The organism is Pantoea sp. B550, from assembly GCF_024158165.1.
Classification (GTDB): Bacteria; Pseudomonadota; Gammaproteobacteria; order Enterobacterales; family Enterobacteriaceae; genus Pantoea; species Pantoea alfalfae.
Genome location: NZ_JAMYXI010000003.1, coordinates 2414333 through 2436003, shown reverse-complemented (window position 1 = coordinate 2436003; position 21671 = coordinate 2414333). Strand labels below are relative to the sequence as shown.

The 21671-nt window shown below is 58.5% G+C and carries 18 protein-coding genes; 11 read left to right on the top strand and 7 right to left on the bottom strand.

Annotated features, from left to right (window positions below):
* Positions 1 to 112: 112 nt before the first annotated feature.
* On the bottom strand, positions 113 to 742 hold the full coding sequence (gene rlmE, locus NIM72_RS14335) for a 23S rRNA (uridine(2552)-2'-O)-methyltransferase RlmE (protein WP_013359905.1): 630 nt from the start codon (positions 740 to 742) through the stop codon (positions 113 to 115).
* A 127-nt stretch (positions 743 to 869) separates the two neighbouring features.
* On the opposite strand from rlmE, the gene yhbY reads away from it, so the two are divergent.
* Positions 870 to 1163: a ribosome assembly RNA-binding protein YhbY gene (yhbY, locus tag NIM72_RS14330; protein ID WP_010251809.1), complete on the top strand. Its 294-nt coding sequence runs from the start codon at positions 870 to 872 to the stop codon at positions 1161 to 1163.
* A 106-nt stretch (positions 1164 to 1269) separates the two neighbouring features.
* Here the strand turns inward: yhbY and greA are convergent, their stop codons facing one another.
* Positions 1270 to 1746: a transcription elongation factor GreA gene (greA, locus tag NIM72_RS14325; protein ID WP_010251811.1), complete on the bottom strand. Its 477-nt coding sequence runs from the start codon at positions 1744 to 1746 to the stop codon at positions 1270 to 1272.
* A 249-nt stretch (positions 1747 to 1995) separates the two neighbouring features.
* On the opposite strand from greA, the gene dacB reads away from it, so the two are divergent.
* On the top strand, positions 1996 to 3429 hold the full coding sequence (dacB, locus tag NIM72_RS14320) for a serine-type D-Ala-D-Ala carboxypeptidase (RefSeq protein ID WP_253420862.1): 1434 nt from the start codon (positions 1996 to 1998) through the stop codon (positions 3427 to 3429).
* A 61-nt stretch (positions 3430 to 3490) separates the two neighbouring features.
* Here dacB and NIM72_RS14315 read toward each other — a convergent pair whose 3' ends face one another.
* Positions 3491 to 5758: a TonB-dependent siderophore receptor gene (locus tag NIM72_RS14315; protein ID WP_253420859.1), complete on the bottom strand. Its 2268-nt coding sequence runs from the start codon at positions 5756 to 5758 to the stop codon at positions 3491 to 3493.
* Positions 5759 to 6008: 250 nt separating this feature from the next.
* Here NIM72_RS14315 and fes point away from each other — a divergent pair, with 250 nt between their 5' ends.
* The 3 genes from fes (at position 6009) to NIM72_RS14300 (ending at position 11460) form a co-directional block, all read left to right on the top strand.
* Positions 6009 to 7220 (top strand): enterochelin esterase, encoded by a 1212-nt coding sequence (gene fes, locus NIM72_RS14310; protein ID WP_161731832.1) that lies wholly within the window; start codon positions 6009 to 6011, stop codon positions 7218 to 7220.
* Between the two features lie 96 nt (positions 7221 to 7316).
* Complete coding sequence (locus NIM72_RS14305; RefSeq protein WP_161731830.1) at positions 7317 to 7538, top strand: MbtH family protein; 222 nt, start codon at positions 7317 to 7319, stop codon at positions 7536 to 7538.
* Positions 7531 to 11460 (top strand): enterobactin synthase subunit F, encoded by a 3930-nt coding sequence (locus tag NIM72_RS14300; protein ID WP_253420856.1) that lies wholly within the window; start codon positions 7531 to 7533, stop codon positions 11458 to 11460. The genes NIM72_RS14305 and NIM72_RS14300 overlap by 8 nt, the downstream gene beginning before the upstream one ends.
* A 41-nt stretch (positions 11461 to 11501) precedes the next feature.
* Here NIM72_RS14300 and NIM72_RS14295 read toward each other — a convergent pair whose 3' ends face one another.
* Genes NIM72_RS14295 through fepD form a run of 3 tightly spaced genes read right to left on the bottom strand, consistent with a single transcriptional unit; the run spans position 11502 to position 14256 of the window.
* Complete coding sequence (locus NIM72_RS14295; RefSeq protein ID WP_253420853.1) at positions 11502 to 12293, bottom strand: ATP-binding cassette domain-containing protein; 792 nt, start codon at positions 12291 to 12293, stop codon at positions 11502 to 11504.
* Entirely contained in the window at positions 12290 to 13270 is a 981-nt protein-coding gene (gene fepG / locus NIM72_RS14290; protein ID WP_253420850.1) for an iron-enterobactin ABC transporter permease, read from the bottom strand. Before fepG ends, NIM72_RS14295 begins: the two co-directional genes overlap by 4 nt.
* Positions 13267 to 14256 (bottom strand): Fe(3+)-siderophore ABC transporter permease, encoded by a 990-nt coding sequence (gene fepD, locus NIM72_RS14285; RefSeq protein ID WP_253420848.1) that lies wholly within the window; start codon positions 14254 to 14256, stop codon positions 13267 to 13269. The genes fepG and fepD overlap by 4 nt, the downstream gene beginning before the upstream one ends.
* 147 nt (positions 14257 to 14403) lie before the next feature.
* Here fepD and entS point away from each other — a divergent pair, with 147 nt between their 5' ends.
* Positions 14404 to 15648: an enterobactin transporter EntS gene (entS, locus tag NIM72_RS14280; protein ID WP_253420845.1), complete on the top strand. Its 1245-nt coding sequence runs from the start codon at positions 14404 to 14406 to the stop codon at positions 15646 to 15648.
* Here entS and fepB read toward each other — a convergent pair.
* Positions 15643 to 16611, bottom strand: a complete 969-nt coding sequence (gene fepB / locus NIM72_RS14275; protein WP_110331232.1) for a Fe2+-enterobactin ABC transporter substrate-binding protein — start codon at positions 16609 to 16611, stop codon at positions 15643 to 15645. The genes entS and fepB overlap by 6 nt on opposite strands.
* A 176-nt stretch (positions 16612 to 16787) precedes the next feature.
* On the opposite strand from fepB, the gene NIM72_RS14270 reads away from it, so the two are divergent.
* Genes NIM72_RS14270 through NIM72_RS14250 form a run of 5 tightly spaced genes read left to right on the top strand, consistent with a single transcriptional unit; the run spans position 16788 to position 21643 of the window.
* A complete protein-coding gene (locus NIM72_RS14270; protein WP_253420842.1) occupies positions 16788 to 17966 on the top strand; it encodes an isochorismate synthase in 1179 nt (392 codons plus the stop codon).
* Between the two features lie 10 nt (positions 17967 to 17976).
* Positions 17977 to 19593: a (2,3-dihydroxybenzoyl)adenylate synthase gene (locus NIM72_RS14265; protein ID WP_253420838.1), complete on the top strand. Its 1617-nt coding sequence runs from the start codon at positions 17977 to 17979 to the stop codon at positions 19591 to 19593.
* Positions 19594 to 19611: 18 nt separating this feature from the next.
* Positions 19612 to 20466, top strand: a complete 855-nt coding sequence (locus NIM72_RS14260; RefSeq protein WP_253420835.1) for an isochorismatase family protein — start codon at positions 19612 to 19614, stop codon at positions 20464 to 20466.
* Positions 20463 to 21221, top strand: a complete 759-nt coding sequence (gene dhbA / locus NIM72_RS14255) for a 2,3-dihydro-2,3-dihydroxybenzoate dehydrogenase (RefSeq protein WP_253420832.1) — start codon at positions 20463 to 20465, stop codon at positions 21219 to 21221. Before NIM72_RS14260 ends, dhbA begins: the two co-directional genes overlap by 4 nt.
* A gap of 2 nt (positions 21222 to 21223) precedes the next feature.
* Positions 21224 to 21643: a hotdog fold thioesterase gene (locus NIM72_RS14250; protein ID WP_253422102.1), complete on the top strand. Its 420-nt coding sequence runs from the start codon at positions 21224 to 21226 to the stop codon at positions 21641 to 21643.
* The last annotated feature ends 28 nt before the right edge of the window (positions 21644 to 21671 follow it).

Below are 21671 nucleotides of genomic sequence, written 5' to 3'. Positions count from 1 at the left end.
TCACTCAAGGGATTAACCTCATATTACATCGGTGTTAACAGATAGCGTAGGGTACTATAGATCCTGCATACATGGAATCGCAGCAAAGCTGCGGACGTCTCCAGCAATTTGGTTATAGTTTGCGCCCAGTCGCCACAATGTACACTTCACGTGAACGTGAACGTGAAGCGTCCGGCTTACGAATTTTCACTTTCGTAAACAGGGAGCGAATTTCCCGCAGGTATTCATCGAAGCCATCTCCCTGAAACACTTTCACTACAAAACTGCCGCCAGGTGCCAGGATATCCCGACACATCTCCAGCGCCAGTTCTACTAAATACATCGACCGGGGAATATCTACGGCAGGTGTACCACTCATATTCGGCGCCATATCGGACATGACAACCTGGACTTTCTGATCGCCAACGCGCTCAAGCAGCGCATTGATCACCGATTCTTCACGAAAATCGCCCTGAAGGAAATCGACACCGACTATCGGATCCATTGGCAGGATATCACAGGCAATGATGCGCCCTTTATTCCCGATTTGCTGAACCACATATTGCGACCAGCCACCAGGTGCAGCACCCAGATCTACCACGGTCATGCCGGGTTTGAAAAGCTTGTCACCCTGTTGTATTTCATCAAGTTTAAACCAGGCGCGCGAACGCAACCCTTTTTTCTGCGCCTGAAGCACATATTTATCGCTAAAGTGTTCCTGAAGCCAGCGGCTGGAGCTGGCCGAACGCTTTTTACCCGTCATAATAATTCCAGTTAAATCGTCATCGTAGCGATAAACCTGCACGCAATGGGTTGCGTCGATTTGGTGATATACCCGAGATGGCGGTAGAATGAACCGTTTTCAATCCCTGAGTAAGTAAAAAACTACGATGAATCTAAGTACCAAACAAAAACAGCACCTCAAGGGCCTCGCCCATCCGCTCAAGCCAGTTGTTATGCTGGGTGGCAATGGCCTGACTGAAGGCGTGCTGGCCGAAATCGAGCAGGCTCTGTCGCATCACGAACTGATTAAGGTAAAAATCGCCTCTGAAGATCGTGAAACGAAACAGCTGATCGTCGAGGCTATCGTGCGTGAGACCGGTGCCAGCAACGTACAGGTGATCGGCAAAACGCTGGTGCTGTATCGCCCCTCTAAAGAGAGCAAAATTTCTCTGCCACGCTAAGTGGGCAAAGAAAGTGACATGCTCTTACCTCAGATAAAAGGCCGCAATGCGGCCTTTTTCCTTTCTTTACATTGTGCTTCAGCGCTTTTCAAAGCGTAGCAACATCTTAAAGGTATTCCACCTTCAGAATCTCATATTCAACGTCGCCGCCCGGGGTTTTTACGATAGCCACATCATCGGCCTCTTTACCCACCAGACCACGCGCCATTGGCGAATTGACTGAAATCAGATTTTGCTTAAAGTCTGCTTCGTCATCGCCCACGATGCGATACGTGGCTTCTTCGTCGGTCTCGACGTTCAGCACGGTCACCGTTGCGCCGAAGATCACGCGGCCGGTTTTAGGCATCTGCGTAACATCGATAACCTGCGCATTGGAGAGTTTGGCTTCAATCTCCTGAATACGGCCTTCACAAAAGCCCTGCTCTTCACGCGCAGCGTGATATTCCGCGTTCTCTTTTAAATCGCCATGCTCGCGTGCGTCAGCGATAGAGGCGATAATGCGCGGGCGCTTCACGGTTTTCAGCTCGTTCAGCTCTTCGCGCAATCTTTCAGCGCCTCTTAACGTCATCGGAATCTGATTCATTTAAGCTCCTCGCCCTCTTTCCTGTTTAACGATGTCATCCTGACCGGTGACCGCAGAAAAAAGCGCTCTGCGGCGCATTAGCCCGTTTTTGCAAATAAAAGAATCCTGACCCGGAGATGCTTCCAGGCCAGAAAAGAGTTTTGCAATTTGATACGTATTTTACCCCAGAGTTCCCTGCGGGTCATCGTTTACTTTGCACCGTCCAGCGACGTAGTATTGACGCCCTCACCTGCCAGTTACCGCGAGATTATGCGATTTTCACGACTTGTTACCGGATTAAGCTGCGCATTTATGCTGCAGGCACACGCAGCGCCAGTTGATGAATACATGCAGTACCTGCCAGATGGCGCCAATCTGGCGCTGATGGTTCAGAAAGTGGGTGCATCAACACCGATCATTGATTACCACGGCAAACAGATGGCCCTGCCCGCCAGTACCATGAAAGTGGTGACGGCGCTGGCGGCACTACTGGAACTGGGTGGCGACTTCCGTTTTCAGACCACGTTTGAGACCCGGGGTGCCATTATAGATGGCACCCTGAACGGCGACTTAGTCGCACGTTTCGGCGGTGATCCAACTTTAAGCCGTCAGGATCTGCGCAACATGGTCGCGGCAATAAAGAAGCAGGGCATTAACCATATCAAAGGCAACCTGGTTATCGACACCTCGGTTTTTGCCAGTCACGACATGGCACCGGGCTGGCCGTGGAACGATATGACCCAGTGCTTCAGCGCCCCGCCGGGTGCCGCGATTGTGGATAAAAACTGCTTCTCGGTGTCGCTCTACAGTGCCAATACGCCAGGTGAAAATGCGTTTGTGCGCATCGCCTCCTATTATCCGGCGCATATGTACAGCCAGGTCCGCACCATCGGCCGTAACAGCGGTGAAGCGCAATATTGCGAACTGGATGTGGTTCCCGGTGAGCTGAACCGTTACACCCTGACAGGCTGTATGCGCCAGCGTGCCGAACCGCTGCCGCTGGCCTTTGCGGTGCAGGATGGCGCGGCCTGGGCAGGTGAAATCCTTAAGGCAGAGCTGCGCTCGTCAGAGATTGACTACAGTGGCCATCTGGTGCGCCAGACGCAGGTCACGGAGCCAGGTACCGTACTGGCATCGACCCAGTCTGCGCCGCTGCACACGCTGCTGCACACCATGCTGAAGAAGTCAGACAACATGATAGCCGACACGGTCTTCCGCACCATTGGTCATCACTACTTCAACGTGCCCGGTACCTTCCGTGCCGGGCAGGATGCTGTCCGCCGTATCCTGAAAGCCAAAGCCAATGTCGATATGGGTAACAGCATTCAGGTTGATGGTTCCGGTCTGTCGCGCCACGATCTGATTTCGCCGCAAACCATGATGCAGGTGTTGCAGTTCATTGCGAAGAATGACAACACGCTGGATTATATTTCGATGTTGCCCCTGGCGGGTTACGACGGCACGCTACAGTATCGTGGCGGGCTGCATGAGGCGGGACTGGATGGCAAGGTCTCGGCGAAAACCGGTTCACTGCAGGGCGTCTATAATCTGGCGGGCTTTATTACCACTTCCAGCGGTGCAAGAGTGGCATTTGTTCAGTTCCTTTCCGGTTATGCAGTGCCGCCGGAAGATCAACGTACCCGCCGTATTCCACTGGTGCGTTTTGAAAGCCGACTCTACCGCGATATCAATCAGAACAACTGATTAAGCAGAAATAAAAACGCAGCAGGCGATCAACCTGCTGCGTTTTTTATGGCTGAACCGATCAGAAGCGGGTGTTCACGCTCATATAAAATGTGCGGCCCGATTCGTTAAAGGTATTGGCTCCTGCGCCGTAGAGGTAAGCGCCGGTGGTGGCATTGCCGGTAGTCTGCGCATTGCCCTGACGGAAATGACGCTTGTCGAAGAGGTTGTCGATACCCACGGTGACACTGGCATATTTATTAACGTCATAGGTGCCGCTCATGCCTACAACCGAATAGGGACTGACCTGATCGGTCGCGCTGCCGGTGACGGCGTTACCTTTATAGTCATACTTCTTCGGCACCTGTTTACCGTACCAGGTCAGGGTTGTCTGGAGAGAGAGATCCTGCATCGCCTGCCAGCTCAGCGTCGAATTGAGCGTATACGCCGGAATAATTGACAGGCGATCGCCGGTCTCTTTATTTTTGCTCTGCAGCATATACGTGAAGTTGTTGTTCCACGTCAGGCTGTCGGAGAACGGGACGTTAACCGTACCTTCGAGCCCCTCAACCACCGCTTTGGGCACATTTTCCCATTTGTAGATGTCGGTTTTGCCGTTAGACGCCGTGCCGGTGGGAGCCGTGCCTGCCTCAATCTTGTTCCGGTAGTCGTTGCGGAACCAGGTCAGACCCGCCTGATAGCCGTCGCGCTTCCATTCCAGTCCAATCTCTTTATTGATGCTGTTTTCCGCTTTCAGGTCATCATTACCCATCAGATAACAGGCACCGGCACTGGCCGCGCAGCCCTGGCCATTGCTGTAAAGCAGATAGTTCGGGTTAGTCTGGTAGAGGCTCGGCGCTTTATAAGCGCGCGCAATGCCCATTTTCAGCGTGAACTCATCGCCTAATCCCTGTGAGAGGTTGAGCGACGGGCTCCAGTTATCGCCGACAATCGAATGGTGATCGAAGCGCAGGCCGGGCGTCAGCATGGTGCTGTCAGTCAGCTCAATATTGTCTTCCGCAAACAGTGAGAAGATCTCCGCCTGCGAATAGGGAGAGCGTCCGGTGGTGGCGATACCCGGAATCGAACCGTAGCTGGCGGCCTGCGTCGTCGAGGAAGGATCCTTCATCCGCTGCTGATTCCATTCCGTGCCAAAGGTTGCAGTCTGATTCACCAGCCACTCAAAGGGCACGCTGATCTCGCTGTGCAGCAACACATCATCCAGCTGGATAGTGTTGAAATTGCTGTTGGAAAAGATCCCTTCAGTGCCGCCCGCCAGCCCTTCATTCAGACGCGAGTTGCGGGTGTTTTCATACTGCGCATAGGTGTTGGTGCTGATGCCATTATCCCAGGCGCCGGTCCACTTAACTGAAAAGTTCTGCCGATAGAGCCGGTTGGTTTCGTCACCATATTTGCTTTTCACAAGCGCGTTGGTATTGGTGTTCTGGGTGTCGCCAGCATAGAGGTTGCCCTGACGGCTGTAACCGGCCCCCACTTCCAGCGCCTGCATTGGTGCAAACGCCCAGCGCAGCAGGCCATGAATATCTTTATTGACTGAACCTTCGCGGCCCGCCGGGTAGGATCCCGCGTAACTGCCGGTGCGGTCTGCGGCGTGCCCTTCATTGATATCGTAAGCATCAGCCTGCGTTTTTGCCAGACCGCCATAGAGCCGGAAACTGACATCATCGCCCAGCGGTCCTTCAAGACTGAAGTTAGTACGCCGCGTCGCGCCCTCCTCCTTGTGTTGCGGCACGTTGTAATAGGCGCTCCACGAGCCGTGCCACTGATTATCCATCTCTTTCCTGGTGATGATATTAACCACACCACCCGCCGCACCATTGCCGTAGCGGGCCGCTGCCGGACCCCGGATGACGTCAATGCGGTCAATGATCTCTGGCGGTACCCAGTTAGTGTCGCCGCGTGTGTCGCGCTCGCCACGCCAGCCAAGCCGCACCGCATTGCGGCTGGTTACCGGCAGGCCATCGATCAGGATCAGGGTATTTTCCGGCCCCATACCACGGATATCGATCTGACGGTTATTACCGCGCTGGCCGCTGGTGGAGTTACCGGTCAGATTGACACCGGGCATGGTGCGGATGATTTCGGCGACGTCGCGCGCAGCCGGATGTTTTTTGATTTCGTCGGCGGTAATCGTTGACACGCCAGGGGCCTGCAGCGTCTGCTCAGCGGCGGTGACCGTCATGGTGTCGTCGTGGAGGGGATCGGAGGTGCTGCTGTCGATAGCGGGTTCGCGGGTGGCTTCAGCAGCCACGGCACCGGCAGAAATGAGAGAGGCCGTGAGACCCAGTTCAATCATAATGGCTAACGAAAGCCGGGATATCTTTTTCATTTTTCTATTCCTGGAGTGCCAGCGAGCATGCCACTGCCGGCGTACCGGTAAAAAGGTCATAACCTTGCCTGCAACGCATTAACCTTCCCGCCACACCGGCTTCAGAACCGCGTTGCGTCCGTCTGAAATCCGATGCGGCAGAGAGAATGCGCGCGCTCCCTGTCGAGCGGAAACACCCTATTGCAAATGCAAATAATTATCAATACTATTATCTGTAACATGCATGACTCTAAGCAAGTGTGATTGAATCATGGCGCGAATAGCGTGGTTAAACGAAGAGACCGGCAGCGAACGCTGGTGGCAGCAGCTGCAGCAACAGGGCATTCCCCTGATTGAACCCGCTGAAAAGGGGACCTGTCAGGTCACTTTTTTCTGGCGTGATCCGCAGGGTGACCCGCTGCACTCTGATACCCGGCGCGTCTGGATCAACATTACCGGTGTAACCGATCATCATCACACAGCCTCACCTTCCTCCTTAACACCTGTTCCTGATACCGATGTCTGGTGGTGGCAAACCACCCTGCCCGCTGACTGGCGCGGCAGCTACTGCCTGATCCCTGACAACCAGACAGAGACGTTTGCCGGGCAGGCTGATATGCAGGCGCTGCGCCAGTGGTGGAGTCAGAAATTCCGGCAGGCACAAAGCGACCCGCTGAATCCTTTGCGTAGCTGGGCAGGTGGACGCGGAATGAGGGTCTCGCCGCTGCACCTGCCACGCGCGCCGGATCAACAGGTGTGGCGTGCGGTTGATGAGGGCCGTGCCGCCGATATTCCGCTGCAACACTATTTGTGGCGCAGCGAACGGCTGGGAAACCAGCGTCAGATCTGGATCGCTGTCACCGGAGACGCCAGTGCAGGCGATCGTCCGCTGGCACTGCTGCTGGATGGTCAGTTCTGGGCGCACAGCATGCCGGTTGCCGGTCCGCTTCAGCAACTCACTGAGGCAGGCGAGCTGCCTCCTGCGGTCTATGTCATGATCGACATCATCGACCGCGAACACCGCACGCGTGAACTGACCTGTAACCCTGACTTCTGGCTGGCGATTCAGCACGAGCTGTTACCACAAATTCAGCAGTGGGCACCGTTTCGGGCCGACAGCACGCTGGTGGCCGGACAGAGTTTTGGCGGCCTTTCTGCCGCTTACGCCACCCTGAACTGGCCGGAAACTTTTGCGGGTGCCGTCAGTCTTTCCGGTTCGTTCTGGTGGCCCGCGCGCGGTGACCCGAATGGCTGGCTGCCGCAGCAGTTACAGCAGGGTTTGCTGCAGGCGCCCTCCCGGCGCTTTTATCTGGAGGCGGGGCGGCGCGAACGCCTGATTCTGGCAGCAAACGAACAGTTTCAGCGCGATCTGACTGTGGCAGGACATCAGGTCAGCTATCACCCGATTGAAGGCGGTCACGATGCGCTGTGCTGGCGCGGCGGACTGCTGGCAGGCCTCAACGCTATGTGGCAATCGTCATAACCCGCTGATATCCCGCCGTCTGTGTGCCATTAAAAGAAAAAGGATACCCAGGAGATCGGCGTTTATACGCCCGACGACTTCGGACAGGAGACCAACATGCAACAACGCAATCCTTTCGACGATCCCCAGCAGGATTGTCAGGTACTGAAAAATGCTCAGCAGCAGTACAGCTTATGGCCCGCCTTTTGTGCGGTCCCGCCAGGATGGCAGCCTGTTTATGGGCCCGAACCACAGGCCCGTTGCCTGAGCTGGCTGAATGAAAACTGGCACGATATCCGTCCGGTTATGACGCAGGACAGTGGGAGCCGCAATGTCTGAGACCACTCTGAACCCGCTGACAGAGCAAAAAACGTTGCCGCTGGTGGCCGCTCAGCCCGGAATCTGGATCGCTGACCAGCTATCGCCCTATTCCAATGCTTACGCCGTGGCGCATTTTGTCGAACTGCACGGTGTGCTGAACAGCGCGCTGCTGTCACGGGCCATAATTGCTGGCATGCAGGAAGCGGACACGCTGAATATGGCCTTTGGCGAGCAGGAGGGTGAACCGCTGCAGTGGCCTGCCCCCCAGCATTTTCGCGAGCCTGAAATAATCGATCTGCGCGATGCCGCCGATCCTGCTGCATCAGCACGTGCGCTGATGCAGCAGGATATGTCCGGTGACCTGCGGATACTGAGCGGTGCGCCGCTCTATCATCACAGCCTGCTTCGGCTGGGCGAGGATCACTGGTACTGGTATCAGCGCTACCATCATCTGGTGGTCGATGGTTTCAGCTTCACCGCCCTGACCCGCCGCATCGCCCATCTCTACAGCGCCTGGCAGCACGGCGACACGCCGGAGCCGAGCCCCTTTGTCCCGTTCAGCGAGGTCGTCGACGAGTATCAGCGCTATCAGCACTCTTCGACCTGGCAGCGCGATCGTCAGTTCTGGCTGGAGAAAGGCGCGCAGTTACCTGCGCCCGCCTCGTTGTCCGCTCTGCCGCTGGCCGGTCAGAGCGCCAGTACCGACCTGCTACGCCATACGTTTGCCGTGGATCGCAACACTTTTCAGGCTTTGCTGACGCACACCGGGCAGCACAACCTCAGTGCTGCGGACACCGCCTTTGCGCTGGTGGCGTTATGGCTGGCGCGCCTCACCGGTCAGCATGCGTTCGCCGCCGGTTTCATCTTTATGCGCCGCATCGGCTCGGCCGCGCTCTGCGCCACCGGTCCGGTGATCAACGTTTTGCCTATGGCAATCCATTACGACCCGGCACAGCCGCTGACGGCACTGGCCGGGCGTCTGGCGGGCGAAGTCAGAAAAATGCGCCGTCATCAGCGTTACGACGCTGAGCAGGTGCAGCGCGATCTGGGCCGGTTTGGTGACAGTGCTCCGCTCTATGGGCCGGTGATTAACCTGAAGATGTTCGACTATCAGCTCGATTTCGCAGGCATTGAAGGCATCACTCATCAGCTGGCGTCAGGCCCGGTTCGCGATCTGGAGATTGCTATCTACCTCAGCGAACAGGGCGACCTCACGCTGGAACTACTGGCTAATGCAGAGCGCTATAGTGAAACCGCGCTGAAGCAACATGCCAGTCGCTTTGGTCTGCTGCTTGAGCAGCTTGCCGTCCGGCCAGCGTGCGCCTGTGGCGAGCTGGATATGCTGATGCCGGAAGAACATCAACAGCTGGCAGCGGTCAATCAGACGGCTGTGATGCTGCCTGCAGAGACGCTAAGCAGCCTGCTGCTGCTGCAGGCGCAGCGTACGCCGCACGCTATGGCGCTGGCGGATGAGGCGCATCAGCTTAATTATCAGCAGATGCAACAGCAGGTCGCCGCGCTGGGACAACAGCTGATTGCGCAGGGTGTGACGCGGGGTGACATCGTCGCCGTGGCGCTGCCGCGCTCGGTCTTTTTATCACTGGCGCTGCAGGCGATTGTCAGCACAGGCGCAACCTGGCTGCCGCTTGATACCGGCTACCCGGACGATCGGCTGAAGATGATGCTGGAAGATGCCGCGCCGAAAATGCTGATCACCTGCCGCGAACTGGCAGACAGGCTGGCGGCTCTCTCACCGGCCGCGCCGCTGTTTTACGACGTGCTGTTAACTCCGGTGGATAGCGTGCTGACACAGGCTCCGCGTCCGCATGATGGCGCTTACCTCATCTATACCTCTGGTTCGACCGGTCGGCCAAAAGGCGTGCTGGTCAGTCATGAGGCGATCGTCAACCGGCTGCTGTGGATGCAGGATCGTTATCCGCTCGGCGGTGATGATGTGGTGCTGCAGAAAACGCCGAGCAGCTTTGATGTCTCGGTGTGGGAGTTCTTCTGGCCATTGATCGCTGGCGCACAGCTGGTGATGGCACCGCCTGATGCCCACCGCGACCCGGACGCGCTGCAGCAGCTATTTGCCCGCTACCGCGTGACCACCACCCATTTTGTTCCGTCGATGCTGGCTGCTTTTGTCGCCTCGCTGGAGGAAGGTGACGCGATAGCGCGTTGCGCCAGCCTGCGCCGGGTTTTCTGCAGCGGCGAAGCGCTGCCCGCTGAGCTGTCGCGCCAGTGGCAGACGCTGACCCGGGTGCCCTTGCATAATCTTTATGGCCCGACCGAAGCGGCAGTGGATGTCAGCTTCTACCCGGCTTTCGGACCGGCGCTGGCGGCCGTCGACGGTGCCAGCGTGCCGATTGGCTTCCCGGTCTGGAACACCGGCTTACGGATTCTGGATGCGCGTCTGCAGCCGGTGCCACCGGGCGTGGCTGGCGATCTCTGGCTGACCGGCGTGCAGCTGGCGCATGGCTATCTTGATCGTCCCGACCTCACTGCCAGCCGGTTTGTCGCCGATCCGTGGGGTCACGGCTCCCGGATGTACCGCACCGGTGATGTGGCGCGCTGGCTGCCGGATGGTGCGGTGGAGTATCTGGGTCGCAGCGACGATCAGCTTAAAATTCGCGGACAGCGTATCGAGCTGAACGAGATCGACCACGCCATGGCTGCGCTGCCTGGCATTGTGCAGGCCGTGACGCATGCAGTGGTACTGGGCAGCAGCAGCGACCAGCAGGGTGATGCCCGCCAGCTGGTCGGCTATGTGGTGGCAGAGGGCTCAATTGATGCCGACGTCATGCGCCAGACTCTGGCGACACAGTTACCGGCGCATATGGTGCCGGTGGCGATTGTTCAGCTGGCGGCATTACCGCTCAGCAGCAACGGCAAGCTGGATCGTAAAGCGCTGCCGCTGCCACAGACCCGAACAGCGGCTGCCGGTCGTGCACCGTACCCGGGTCTGGAAACGACGCTGGCGCAGGCGTTCGCCACGCTGCTGGAACGTGAGTCCGTCAGCGCACAGGATGATTTTTTTGCGCTGGGTGGTCATTCGCTGCTGGCGATGCGGCTGGCGGCGCAGCTGCGGCGGACGCTGAATCAGCCGGTGTCAGTGGGCCAGATTATGGTGGCAGCTACGGTAGAAAAGCTGGCCGTCCTGCTTAGTAGTGAACCCGCGGAGACAGCCCGCGCCGGATTTGAGGCGGTCTTGCCGCTGCGGCGTACTACCGGCCCGACGCTGTTCTGCTTCCATCCCGCCTCAGGTTTTGCCTGGCAATTCAGCGTGTTGCAGCGCTATCTGGATGCCCGCTGGTCGCTGCTCGGCATTCAGTCACCTGATATCACCAGCCCGCTGAATCAGGCGCAGCACCTTGACGCGGTGTGTGAGGCGCATCTGGCGACGGTGCGCCAGCAGCAGCCAGAGGGGCCCTACTATTTCCTGGGCTATTCGCTGGGCGGCACGCTGGCGCAGGGTATCGCCGCGCGGCTGGAGGCCGAAGGTGAAACCGTTGCCTTCCTCGGACTGCTGGATACCTGGCCGCCGGAGACGCAGAACTGGGATGAACGGCGCGGCGAAAACGTGCTGGATCCGGCGGTGCTGGAAGAGGTTAATCGTGAGCGCGAGCAGTTTATCGCAGCACAGCGCGAGCAGGCCGGTGAAGGAATGGAGGCACTGTTTACCACCATTGAAGCCAACTATGCCAGTTCGGTGCGCCTGCTGGCCACGGCGCGCAGTGCCCGCTTTAGTGGGCACGCCACGCTGTTCCTGGCGCAACAGACCCAGTTGCCCGGTCAGGATGCACGCCGCGCCTGGGCGCCCTGGGTTGGCGGACTGACTATCTGGCCGCTGGACTGTGCGCACGTCGAGATCATCTCACCGCGCATGTTCGAGCAGATCGGCCCACGACTGCAGCAGTGTCTGGCAACGCTGATTTCCTGAGTCATCCTGACCTGCGCTTTTTTCACCGGAGAAGGCGCGGGTCAGCCTCTGCCCAGCGGTACAATCATCGGCGTACCGGCCACCGGATCGTTAATGATGATGCAGCGCAGGCCGTAGATCGCGTCTATCAGTTCCGGCGTTACAATCTCCGCCGGTTTTCCTTCGGCAACGATTTTCCCGTCGCGCATCGCTATCAGGTGGCTGGCGTAGCGGCACGCCTGATTAAGATCGTGCAGCACCACCACCAGCGTTCGGCCATGCTGCTGATTGAGATCCTGCATTAATTCCAGCAGTTCAATCTGATGGGCAATATCCAGCCAGGTGGTCGGTTCATCCAGCAGCAATAGCGGTGTCTGCTGAGCCAGCACCATCGCAATCCACACCCGCTGCCGCTGACCGCCAGAGAGCGTATCAACCTGCTGCTGCGCTAAATCGGCCACGCCGGTGGCCTGCATGGCCTGCTGCACCGCAGCCTCATCTTCCTGTCGCCAGCGCCCAAACAACGACTGGTGCGGATAACGCCCGCGCGCCACCAGTTCGCTGACGCTGATACCCGCAGGCGCATTCGAGCTTTGCGGCAGCAGCCCCAGCCGGCGTGCCACCTCTTTGGTCGCGTAGTGAGCAATGGTATTGCCATCCAGCAGCACCTCACCCTGCAGCGGCGAGGCCAGGCGACTTAAGGTACGCAGCAGCGTCGATTTTCCGCAGGCGTTGGGACCAATGATCACGGTCAGCTCACCGTCAGGGATCGCCACAGAGAGATTCTCCGCCACGATTTTTTTGTCATAGCCCAGCGTCAGCGCGTCGCCCCGCAAACGTGTTGTCACTTTCATTGGCGTCGTGCCTCCCGCACCAGTAGCGCAATCAGATAGAGCCCGCCCAGGCTGACCGTGATTACGCCAACCGGCAGCTGATAAGGCAGGAAAAAGTGCTGCGCGGCGTAATCCGCGGCGATTAATAGCAGCGCGCCACACAAGGCCGCCAGCGGCAGCGCGCCTTTGGTGCCACCACTGAGCCGCCGCGCAATCTGCGGTGCCAGCAACGCAATAAAGGCGATCGGACCGACCAGCGCCGTCGAGGCGGCGGTGAGGATAACGCCTGTCAGCATCAGCATGACGCGGCTGCGCTCAACCGGAACGCCCAGCGCGCAGGCCGTGTCGTCACCCATCTCCAGCAGTCGCATGCGGCGGGCCAGCATGCCTGTTGCCAGCAGCGCCAGCAGCAGCACGATGATCACCGGCGTGGTTTTCGCCCAGGTAATACCGTTAAGTGAACCGGCGCTCCAGAGCCCGGCGCTCAGTGCCGCCTCCAGTGAAGCACTGATAATTAGCCAGCTGTTCAGCGCCATCAGCAGTGCCCGCACGCTGATACCCACAATAATCAGCCGAAAAGTCTCCACGCCGTTGCGCCAGCTGAACAGCCAGACCACTCCCGCAGTGAGCAGTCCGCCAAGCAGTGCTGCCAGCGTCATCCCTTCCATGTTTTGCTGGAACAGCACCAGCGCCACCAGCACACCGCTGTAAGCGCCGGTGTTAAAACCCAGAATATCGGGACTGCCCAGCGGGTTGCGCAACAGCGACTGAAAAATCGCCCCGCTGACGCCCAGCGCCGCACCAATCAGCAGCGCCATCATGACGCGCGGCAGACGCCACTCCAGCACAATCAGCTGAACATTGCGCGCCGCCTCGCCGTTGAAAAGTGCCCATAACTGGCTGGCTGAGATCGGTAAGGTGCCGCGCGTGATGCCCAGAAAAGCCAGCACCCCGCAGGCCATCAACAGCAGTAACGCATTGATCATCATCCGTGTCATATCTGCCCTTTTCCCAGCTTACGGCGCACCAGCACAATCAGCATCGGCGCACCGAGAATGGCCGTGACAATTGACACGCGTAGTTCACCCGGTATCAGCAGCCGTCCAAGAATATCGGCAGCCAGCAGCAGACAGGGCGTGATCACAAGGGTTCCCGGCAGCATCCAGCGATGATCGTTGCCCAGCAGCCAGCGGGCCAGATGCGGTGTCATTAACCCGACAAAGGCGATGGGTCCGACTGCCGCCGTCGCCGCACCGCTCAGCAGTGCAATCACCAGCAATCCCACCAGTTGAGTACGCATCACACGGGTGCCCAGCGCGGTTGCCATATCTCCGCCCATACTCAGGCTGTTGAGCGAACGTGCCAGCAGCAGCGCCAGCAGGCTCCCGGCCACGACCGCCGGAAAGACAGTGCGCAGAATGGCGAAATTACGGATATCCAGCGAGCCGCTGTGCCAGAAACGCAGATGATCGTAAATATCGGGATTAAGCAGCGACAGGCCAGATGTTAAGCCCTCCAGCACCGCACCCAGCGCCACGCCTGCCAGCGTCAGACGCAGCGGATTCACGCGGCCACCGCCGATCGCCCCCGTCAGGGCCACCAGCAGCGACGCCAGCAGTGCACCCGTAAAAGCAAAACCCAGCCATTCCGCAGGAGAATCGGCGCCAGAGAGCGCGATGCCGAGCACCACCGCAAAACCTGCTCCGGCATTCACACCAAGAATGCCTGGATCGGCCAGTGGATTGCGCGTCAGGCTCTGCATCAGTGCGCCCGCCAGACCTAAACTGATCCCGGCCAGCAGTCCCGCCAGGGTTCGCGGCAGCCGGGCATCGCGCACGATCACGCAATCGATGCGGCTGCAGTCGGAGAGTAAGGCATGTGTGACATCATGAAAGGGGACAGGTCTGGCACCCAGCATCAGGCTGAGCGCAATAAGCAACAATAGCAGCATCCCTGAACCGGCTATTGCACGGAGTTGACGCATAACGTTTAAACCTTCACGAATTCAACATGGCCCGCAATTGCGAGTGTTTATGATAATGATACTTGTTATCGTTATTAACTGTTTTTTGTATGTTACCATGACTCTCAGATTCAATAATGAGGAAAATGGGTGCAAAAAAGCGACGCTATGAACAAACCCTCCCATTTTATCGATCTCACTCTGCTGAGAACCCATCCCGCCTTTCGCGCCCTGTTTATCGCCCGCTTTATCTCGATTGTCGCGCTCGGCATGCTGGCGGTGGCGGTCCCGGTTCAGATTCAGCAGCTGACGCAATCGCCGCTACAGGTAGGGCTGGCGGTGACGCTGGCCGGAGCCGGTATGTTTATCGGCCTGCTGACCGGCGGCGTGCTGGCCGATCGCTATGAGCGCCGTCGCCTGATCCTGTTTGCCCGATCCACCTGTGGCCTGGGTTTTGCCGCGTTGTGCATTAATGCCCTGCTCCCTTCACCGTCGGTCATCGCCGTCTTCGTGCTGGGACTCTGGGATGGCTTTTTCGGCGCGATAGGCGTCACGGCGCTGCTGGCGGCCACCCCGGCGCTGGTCGGGCGTGAGAATCTGATGAAGGCGGGTGCCATCACTATGCTGACGGTACGCTTTGGCGCGATTCTGTCACCCGCCATTGCGGGTATGGTGATTGCTCAGGGCGGTGTGGCGTGGAACTACGGGCTGGCCGCGTTCGGCACGCTGCTGACGGTATTAACCCTGTTGCGGTTGCCACCGCTTGCGCCACCGCCGCAGCCGCGTGAACATCCCTTAATGGCGCTAAGCAGCGGCGTCCGATTTCTGTTCGATACGCCGATTGTAGGTATGGCCGCGCTGACTGGCGCGCTGGTAACGTTAGCCAGCGCGGTGCGCGTGCTCTATCCGGCGCTGGCACCCCACTGGCAGGTCGGTCTGACGGAGCTGGGGCTGATGTACGCCGCCGTGCCGTTGGGTGCTGCGACAGGCGCGCTGACCAGCGGACGGCTGGCGCAGTCGCCACAGCCGGGCCGCCTGATTCTGGTCAGTGCCATCGCGGCATTCGTCGCACTGGCTCTGTTCAGCCTGATGCCATGGTTCAGCCTGAGTCTGATCTGCCTCGTGGCCTTTGGTTATTTCAGTGCCATCAGCAGCCTGGTGCAGTACGCGATGATTCAGACGCTGACGCCCGATGCACTGCTTGGCAGGATCAACAGCCTCTGGACAGCGCAGAATGTCACCGGCGATGCGATAGGTGCAGCAATAATTGGCGCGATGGGTTCACTGCTGTTGCCGCAGCAGGCAGCCGCCCTCTCTGGCCTGGCAGCCACCGTGCTGGGTCTCATCATGTGGCTGCTGATGGGCCGCCTGCGACGCTATCAACGGCCTGCCCCCGACGAAGCAACATCATGATTTCACGAACAGCGCTTCCAGCCGCGTCAGTAAATGACTGGCGCTGTAGTAGTCGAGACGAAAGCTATCCAGCCCCAGCGCATAGACCGCTTTAGCGCGCACCGCTGGGGTCTGCGCCAGAAAAGCATTGCTCATTACCTGCGCAGCCGTGTTATCTTCGGCGGCAAACAGCAGATAAGTCTGCCCATTCAGGCCTTCCGCCAGATTTTCGCCTGACAGCTGAAGAATATCTTTACGCTGTCCCATGCTGTGAGCGGACTGAAGCGTCGCCGGTGGCGTTGCCAGCGTGAAGCCCAGCGCCTGCAGTAACTTCCCCTGTGCCGATGCCTCCGTCCAGAGATTCACAGCCCGGCCATCTCCGTTCCACACCATTGCAGAAACCGGCTGCGGAGGCAGGGTCAGCTTTGCCTTCAGCGCCTTTTCACGCGCGTCGAACTCGCTTATCCGGGCAGCGGCATCCGCCTCATGCCCGGTCGCCTCACCCAGCAGCGTCACCAGCTGCTGCCAGCTTTTATCGTCATAGTTAACGACCAGTACCGGTGCAATCGCCGAGAGCTGATCGGCCAGTTTGATCGCTGAATCATTACCGGTGGCGCTGACCACAATCAGGTCTGGCGCTTCCGCAGCGATCGCTTCCGCATTGGGTTCACCAATATAGAGCCGCTTTACGCCACGCTGTTTCGCCACACGCCCCCACTGCCGGAAGAATCCCTGCTCATCAGCCAGCCGGCTGCCGGGTGCGGTTGCGCCACTGGCAACTACCGGCGCATCAATCGCCAGCAGCGATCCGGTCAGGGTGACACTGGTCGAGACAATGCGAGTCGGTGCCTGAGCCAGGGTGACCTGACCTTTTGCCCCCGCGAAGGTGCGCGGCCAGCCGGTCTGTGCAACAGCGGTCACGCTGAACAGAGTGATACTCAGCAAAAACAGCGCTAATGCCGACGTTACTCCCTGTTTAGTCATTTGTTTTCATCCTATTTCTCTCCGGTAATCCGGGCGACAACTTGTGCTGATTTAACCAACAAAACCAGCTGAATCACCGCGTATTTATTGACACCTCCGGCTATTCGACGTAGGTTACTGCAACATAATACAAATGATAATCATTATTAGTTATCTTATCATTTATAGGTGAAATTATGGTGGAATCGCTGGCATTTGAACATCCCCTGCTGCAGGATTTTCCGGCACTCTGCCGTGGCTTCCTGTTTACTTCTCCCTGGCGAAGCCTGACAACTCAGGGCTGTTTTACGACACTCACTGCCCCGGTAAACCAGGGTGAGCAGCTGACCGGAGAGTTTCAGCAACAACTGCAGCATCATTTTGCCTCGGCCAGAAAACAGGGCATAGCCCATCCCATTCTGGTGGGTGCGATCCCGTTCGATGTGGATCAGCCCGCTGCATTGTTTATCCCTGAGTCGTATCAGACCTTTCAGCGTGACGATCTGAAAGCCCACGCCTCATCGGCTGAAAGCGATCTGCCAAAAGTTCGTCGCCGTACCGCGCTGCCGGATCACGACACCTTCACTGACATGGTTGCGCAGGCCGTGGCAGCCACGCGGCGCGGCGATCCGGATAAAGTGGTGCTGTCGCGGCTGATGGAAATCGTGGCGGAACAACCGGTCGATACGGCCGCCCTGATGCAGCGCATCGTGGCGCAGAACCCTGACAGCTATCACTTTCATCTGCCGCTGCCCGATGGCGGCGCGCTGGTGGGGGCCAGCCCGGAACTGATGATTCGTAAGCAGGGCCGACAGTTCAGCTCCTGTCCGCTGGCCGGTTCAGCGCCGCGCAACAACGATCCACAGCGTGACCAGGCCTCAGGTGACAGCCTGATGCAGTCAGCCAAAGACCGGCATGAACATAAACTGGTGACGGATGCGATGCGCATGACGCTGCAGCCTCGCAGTCGCCTGCTGTCGGTCCCGGAAACCCCTTCCCTGCTGACCACCGCAACGCTGTGGCACCTCGCTACGCAGATTCGGGGCGAAGTACTGGACGACCGCGAAAATGCACTGTCACTGGCCTGCCTGCTGCATCCGACACCAGCGCTCAGCGGATTTCCGCATCAGCGTGCTCAGGCGCTGATTCAGCAACTTGAACCGTTTGAGCGTCAGCTGTTTGGCGGCATCGTCGGCTGGTGTGACGATCAGGGCAACGGCGAATGGGTCGTCACCATCCGCTGCGGCACGGTGAATGGTCCGCGGGTCCGGCTGTTTGCTGGCGCGGGCATCGTGGCGGACTCACAACCTGAATCCGAGTGGCGCGAAACCGGCGTCAAACTCGACACCATGCTTCGCGCTTTTGGATTGCACTAAAGGAACCTGTATGACGATTTCTTACAGCCGCTGGCCGGACGATCTGGCTGCTCGTTACCGTGAAAAAGGGTACTGGCTGGATCTGCCGATGACCGACATCCTGGAGCGTCACCGCGACAGCGAATGCGTGGCGGTGATTGATGGCGACCGGCAATTTACCTATCGACAGCTGGCCTCACTGAGTGACAATCTGGCAGCGGCCCTGCAGCGTCGTGGCCTGAAACCCGGTGATACGGCGCTGGTGCAGCTTGGCAACGTGGCGGAATTTTACCTGACGCTGTTTGCGCTGTTCAAAATCGGCGTTGCCCCGGTTAACGCCCTGTTCAGCCATCAGCGTACCGAACTGGCCGCCTATGCCAGTCAGATCGCGCCGCGCCTGTTGATTGCCGATCGCAGCCACCCCCTGTTCGCCGATGACGCCTTTATTACGCAGCTTCGCCGGGAACAGCCTTCACTGCAGCAGGTGATCCTGCGTAATGATGCTCATGCGGAAAACCGTCTCGACGCCCTGCTGGCAGAACCCGCAGGTGACTTCAGGGCAACCCCGACCGCAGGCGATGAAGTCGCCTTTTTCCAGCTTTCGGGCGGCAGTACCGGCACCCCGAAACTCATCCCACGTACCCACAATGATTACTACTACAGCATCCGGGAAAGCGATGTGATCTGCGGGGTCACCGCAGACACCCGTTACCTGATTGCCCTGCCCGCTGCGCATAATTTCCCGATGAGTTCTCCGGGCGCGCTGGGCGTCTTTTACGCGGGCGGCCAGGTGATCTTAGCGGCCGATCCCAGCGCGACCCTCTGTTTCCCGCTGATTGAAAAACATCAGGTAACTGATACCGGCCTGGTTCCACCCGCGGCCAGTCTCTGGCTGCAGGCGATTCAGGAATGGGGCAGCAATGCCGCGCTGGCCTCACTGCAACGTATTCAGGTCGGTGGCGCAAAGCTGGGCGAAACGCTGGCCGCGCGCATCCAGAACGAGATTGGCTGTACCCTTCAGCAGGTGTTTGGTATGGCGGAAGGTCTGGTGAATTACACCCGGCTGGATGACGATGAACTGACCATTCTCACTACGCAGGGACGCCCTGTTTCTCCGGATGACGAGGTATGGGTTGCAGACGAACAGGGACATCCGCTACCGGTGGGTGCCATTGGTCGCCTGATGACGCGCGGTCCTTATACGTTCCGTGGCTACTACAACAGCCCGGAACATAACGCCGCCAGCTTTGATGACCAGGGCTTCTACTGCTCTGGCGATCTGGTTGAGATCACCCCCGCTGGCAACATCATTGTGCAGGGTCGGGAGAAAGATCAGATCAACCGGGGCGGCGAAAAGATCGCAGCTGAAGAGATTGAAAACCTGCTGCAGCGCCATGCGGATGTGATCCACGCAGCGCTGGTCTCTATGAGCGACGAACTGATGGGTGAAAAGAGCTGTGCTTTTATTGTCACCCGTCAGCCGGTGAAACCGGTGGCGCTGCGTCGTCACCTGCGTGAACTGGGCGTCGCAGAATTTAAGCTGCCCGACCGTATTACCTGCGTAGATGCTCTGCCGCTGACCGCGGTCGGCAAGGTGGACAAGAAACGTCTGCGCCAACAACTTGCCGATCAACAAGCGCAAGCCTGATCTGTCCGGAGATTTTCAATGGCTATTCCACAACTGACCTCTTATCTGCTGCCAGCCGCCACCGAGTTGCCCAACAACAAAGTGAAATGGATGCTGGAGCCGGGACGTGCCGCCCTGCTGATCCACGATATGCAGCGCTATTTTCTCAACTTCTGGGGCGAAAATAGCCCGCTGGTTGAGCAGGTCGTTGACAATATTGTCCGCCTGCGACGCTACTGCAAAGCGCAGGGTATTCCGGTGTTTTACACCGCTCAGCCAAACGCGCAGAGCGATAAAGATCGTGCGCTGCTTAACGATATGTGGGGACCCGGACTGAATAAGCATCCCGATCAGCAGAAGATCGTGGAGGCGCTGGCACCGGATGAGGACGATCATGTCCTGACCAAATGGCGCTACAGTGCATTTCACCGCTCGCCGCTGGAGGCGATCCTGCAGGAGATGGGGCGCGATCAGCTGATTATCACCGGCGTCTATGCCCATATTGGCTGCCTGACCACCGCCACCGATGCGTTTATGCGCAATATTCAGCCGTTTATGGTGGCCGATGCGCTGGCTGACTTCAGCCGTGAGGAACATATGATGGCGCTGACCTACACCGCGGGCCGTAGCGGAAAAGTGGTGATGACCGCCGATCTGATGCCTGTGCCACTCAGCAAAGATGATTTGCGCGCGTTGATCCTGCCGCTGCTGGAAGATGATGAGGTGCCGGACGATGATGAAAACCTGATCGACTACGGGCTGGATTCGGTACGCGTGATGGCGCTGGCGGCACGCTGGCGTCAGGTACATCGTGACATTGATTTTGTCAGCCTGGCCAAAAACCCGAGCATTGATGGCTGGTGGGCGCTGCTGTCGCGGGAGCCGGCGAAATGAGCCACACATTCGACTTCAGCGGTAAAATCGTCTGGGTAACCGGTGCCGGCCAGGGCATCGGCTATCATATTGCGTTAGCCTTTCATCAGGCGGGCGCGCAGGTAGAGGCGTTTGATCTGCGGTTCCAGAGTGATGATTATCCGTTTCCCTGCCACACGATGGATGTGGCCGATCCGGCTCAGGTCAAAACGATCTGCCAGCGCGTATTAGCCGCCCAGCCGCGCATTGATGTGCTGGTCAACGCAGCCGGTATTCTGCGTACTGGTGCCACCGATGAGCTCTCGTTTGCCGACTGGCAGGCCTGTCTTAACGTCAATGCGGGCGGTGCATTTAATCTGTTCCAGCAGACGCTGCCACGCTTTCGTGAACAGCGCACCGGTGCCATCGTTACTGTCGCATCGAATTCAGCGCATGCCCCACGTATCGGCATGTCCGCTTATGGTGCGTCAAAAGCCGCGCTGCGCAGCCTCTGTCTGACCGTGGGTCTGGAGATGGCGCCTTACGGCGTGCGCTGTAATATCGTTTCGCCTGGCTCCACCGACACCGATATGCAGCGCAGTCTGTGGCACACACCGACCGGTGAGCAGGAGATGATTGCGGGCTTCCCGGATCAGTTCAAGCTGGGTATTCCGCTGGGCAAGATTGCGCAGCCGCAGGAGATTGCGGCCACCGTTCTGTTTCTCGCGTCGGATCTTGCCAGCCATGTGACGCTGCAGGATATTGTGGTCGATGGCGGCGCAACCCTGGGAGCATGATGATGACAGCGATCTGGAAACGATCCATTGATCTTCCTGCGCTGAACGCGCTGGGTGAGAACTCTCTGGTGGCCCATCTGGGTATCGTTTTTACCGCAATAGGTGACGATTATCTGGAAGCGACGATGCCGGTCGATGCCCGGACGCAACAGCCGTTCGGGCTGCTGCATGGCGGTGCCTCTGTGGTGCTGGCGGAGTCGATGGGTTCAATTGCCGGGTATATGGCGGTAGAGGAAGGCAGCAGCGTGGTTGGCGTAGAAGTGAATGCCAGCCATCATCGTGCGGTTTCTGCGGGTCTGGTGCGCGGAATTTGCCGTCCACTGCATCTGGGTAAACGCAGTCAGAGCTGGCAGATTGAGATTCGGAAGGGTCGGGATCAGCTGTGCTGCAGTGCGCGACTGAGCGTAGCGGTCATGAACTAGCGGCAGAAAGAACGATGCCCCCCTTTCA

Coding starts and splice junctions, on each gene's coding strand:
- rlmE (WP_013359905.1), bottom strand. CDS start 742: ATGACGGGTAAAAAGCGTTCGGCCAGCTCCAGCCGCTGGCTTCAGGAA.
- yhbY (WP_010251809.1), top strand. CDS start 870: ATGAATCTAAGTACCAAACAAAAACAGCACCTCAAGGGCCTCGCCCAT.
- greA (WP_010251811.1), bottom strand. CDS start 1,746: ATGAATCAGATTCCGATGACGTTAAGAGGCGCTGAAAGATTGCGCGAA.
- dacB (WP_253420862.1), top strand. CDS start 1,996: ATGCGATTTTCACGACTTGTTACCGGATTAAGCTGCGCATTTATGCTG.
- NIM72_RS14315 (WP_253420859.1), bottom strand. CDS start 5,758: ATGAAAAAGATATCCCGGCTTTCGTTAGCCATTATGATTGAACTGGGT.
- fes (WP_161731832.1), top strand. CDS start 6,009: ATGGCGCGAATAGCGTGGTTAAACGAAGAGACCGGCAGCGAACGCTGG.
- NIM72_RS14305 (WP_161731830.1), top strand. CDS start 7,317: ATGCAACAACGCAATCCTTTCGACGATCCCCAGCAGGATTGTCAGGTA.
- NIM72_RS14300 (WP_253420856.1), top strand. CDS start 7,531: ATGTCTGAGACCACTCTGAACCCGCTGACAGAGCAAAAAACGTTGCCG.
- NIM72_RS14295 (WP_253420853.1), bottom strand. CDS start 12,293: ATGAAAGTGACAACACGTTTGCGGGGCGACGCGCTGACGCTGGGCTAT.
- fepG (WP_253420850.1), bottom strand. CDS start 13,270: ATGACACGGATGATGATCAATGCGTTACTGCTGTTGATGGCCTGCGGG.
- fepD (WP_253420848.1), bottom strand. CDS start 14,256: ATGCGTCAACTCCGTGCAATAGCCGGTTCAGGGATGCTGCTATTGTTG.
- entS (WP_253420845.1), top strand. CDS start 14,404: ATGAACAAACCCTCCCATTTTATCGATCTCACTCTGCTGAGAACCCAT.
- fepB (WP_110331232.1), bottom strand. CDS start 16,611: ATGACTAAACAGGGAGTAACGTCGGCATTAGCGCTGTTTTTGCTGAGT.
- NIM72_RS14270 (WP_253420842.1), top strand. CDS start 16,788: ATGGTGGAATCGCTGGCATTTGAACATCCCCTGCTGCAGGATTTTCCG.
- NIM72_RS14265 (WP_253420838.1), top strand. CDS start 17,977: ATGACGATTTCTTACAGCCGCTGGCCGGACGATCTGGCTGCTCGTTAC.
- NIM72_RS14260 (WP_253420835.1), top strand. CDS start 19,612: ATGGCTATTCCACAACTGACCTCTTATCTGCTGCCAGCCGCCACCGAG.
- dhbA (WP_253420832.1), top strand. CDS start 20,463: ATGAGCCACACATTCGACTTCAGCGGTAAAATCGTCTGGGTAACCGGT.
- NIM72_RS14250 (WP_253422102.1), top strand. CDS start 21,224: ATGACAGCGATCTGGAAACGATCCATTGATCTTCCTGCGCTGAACGCG.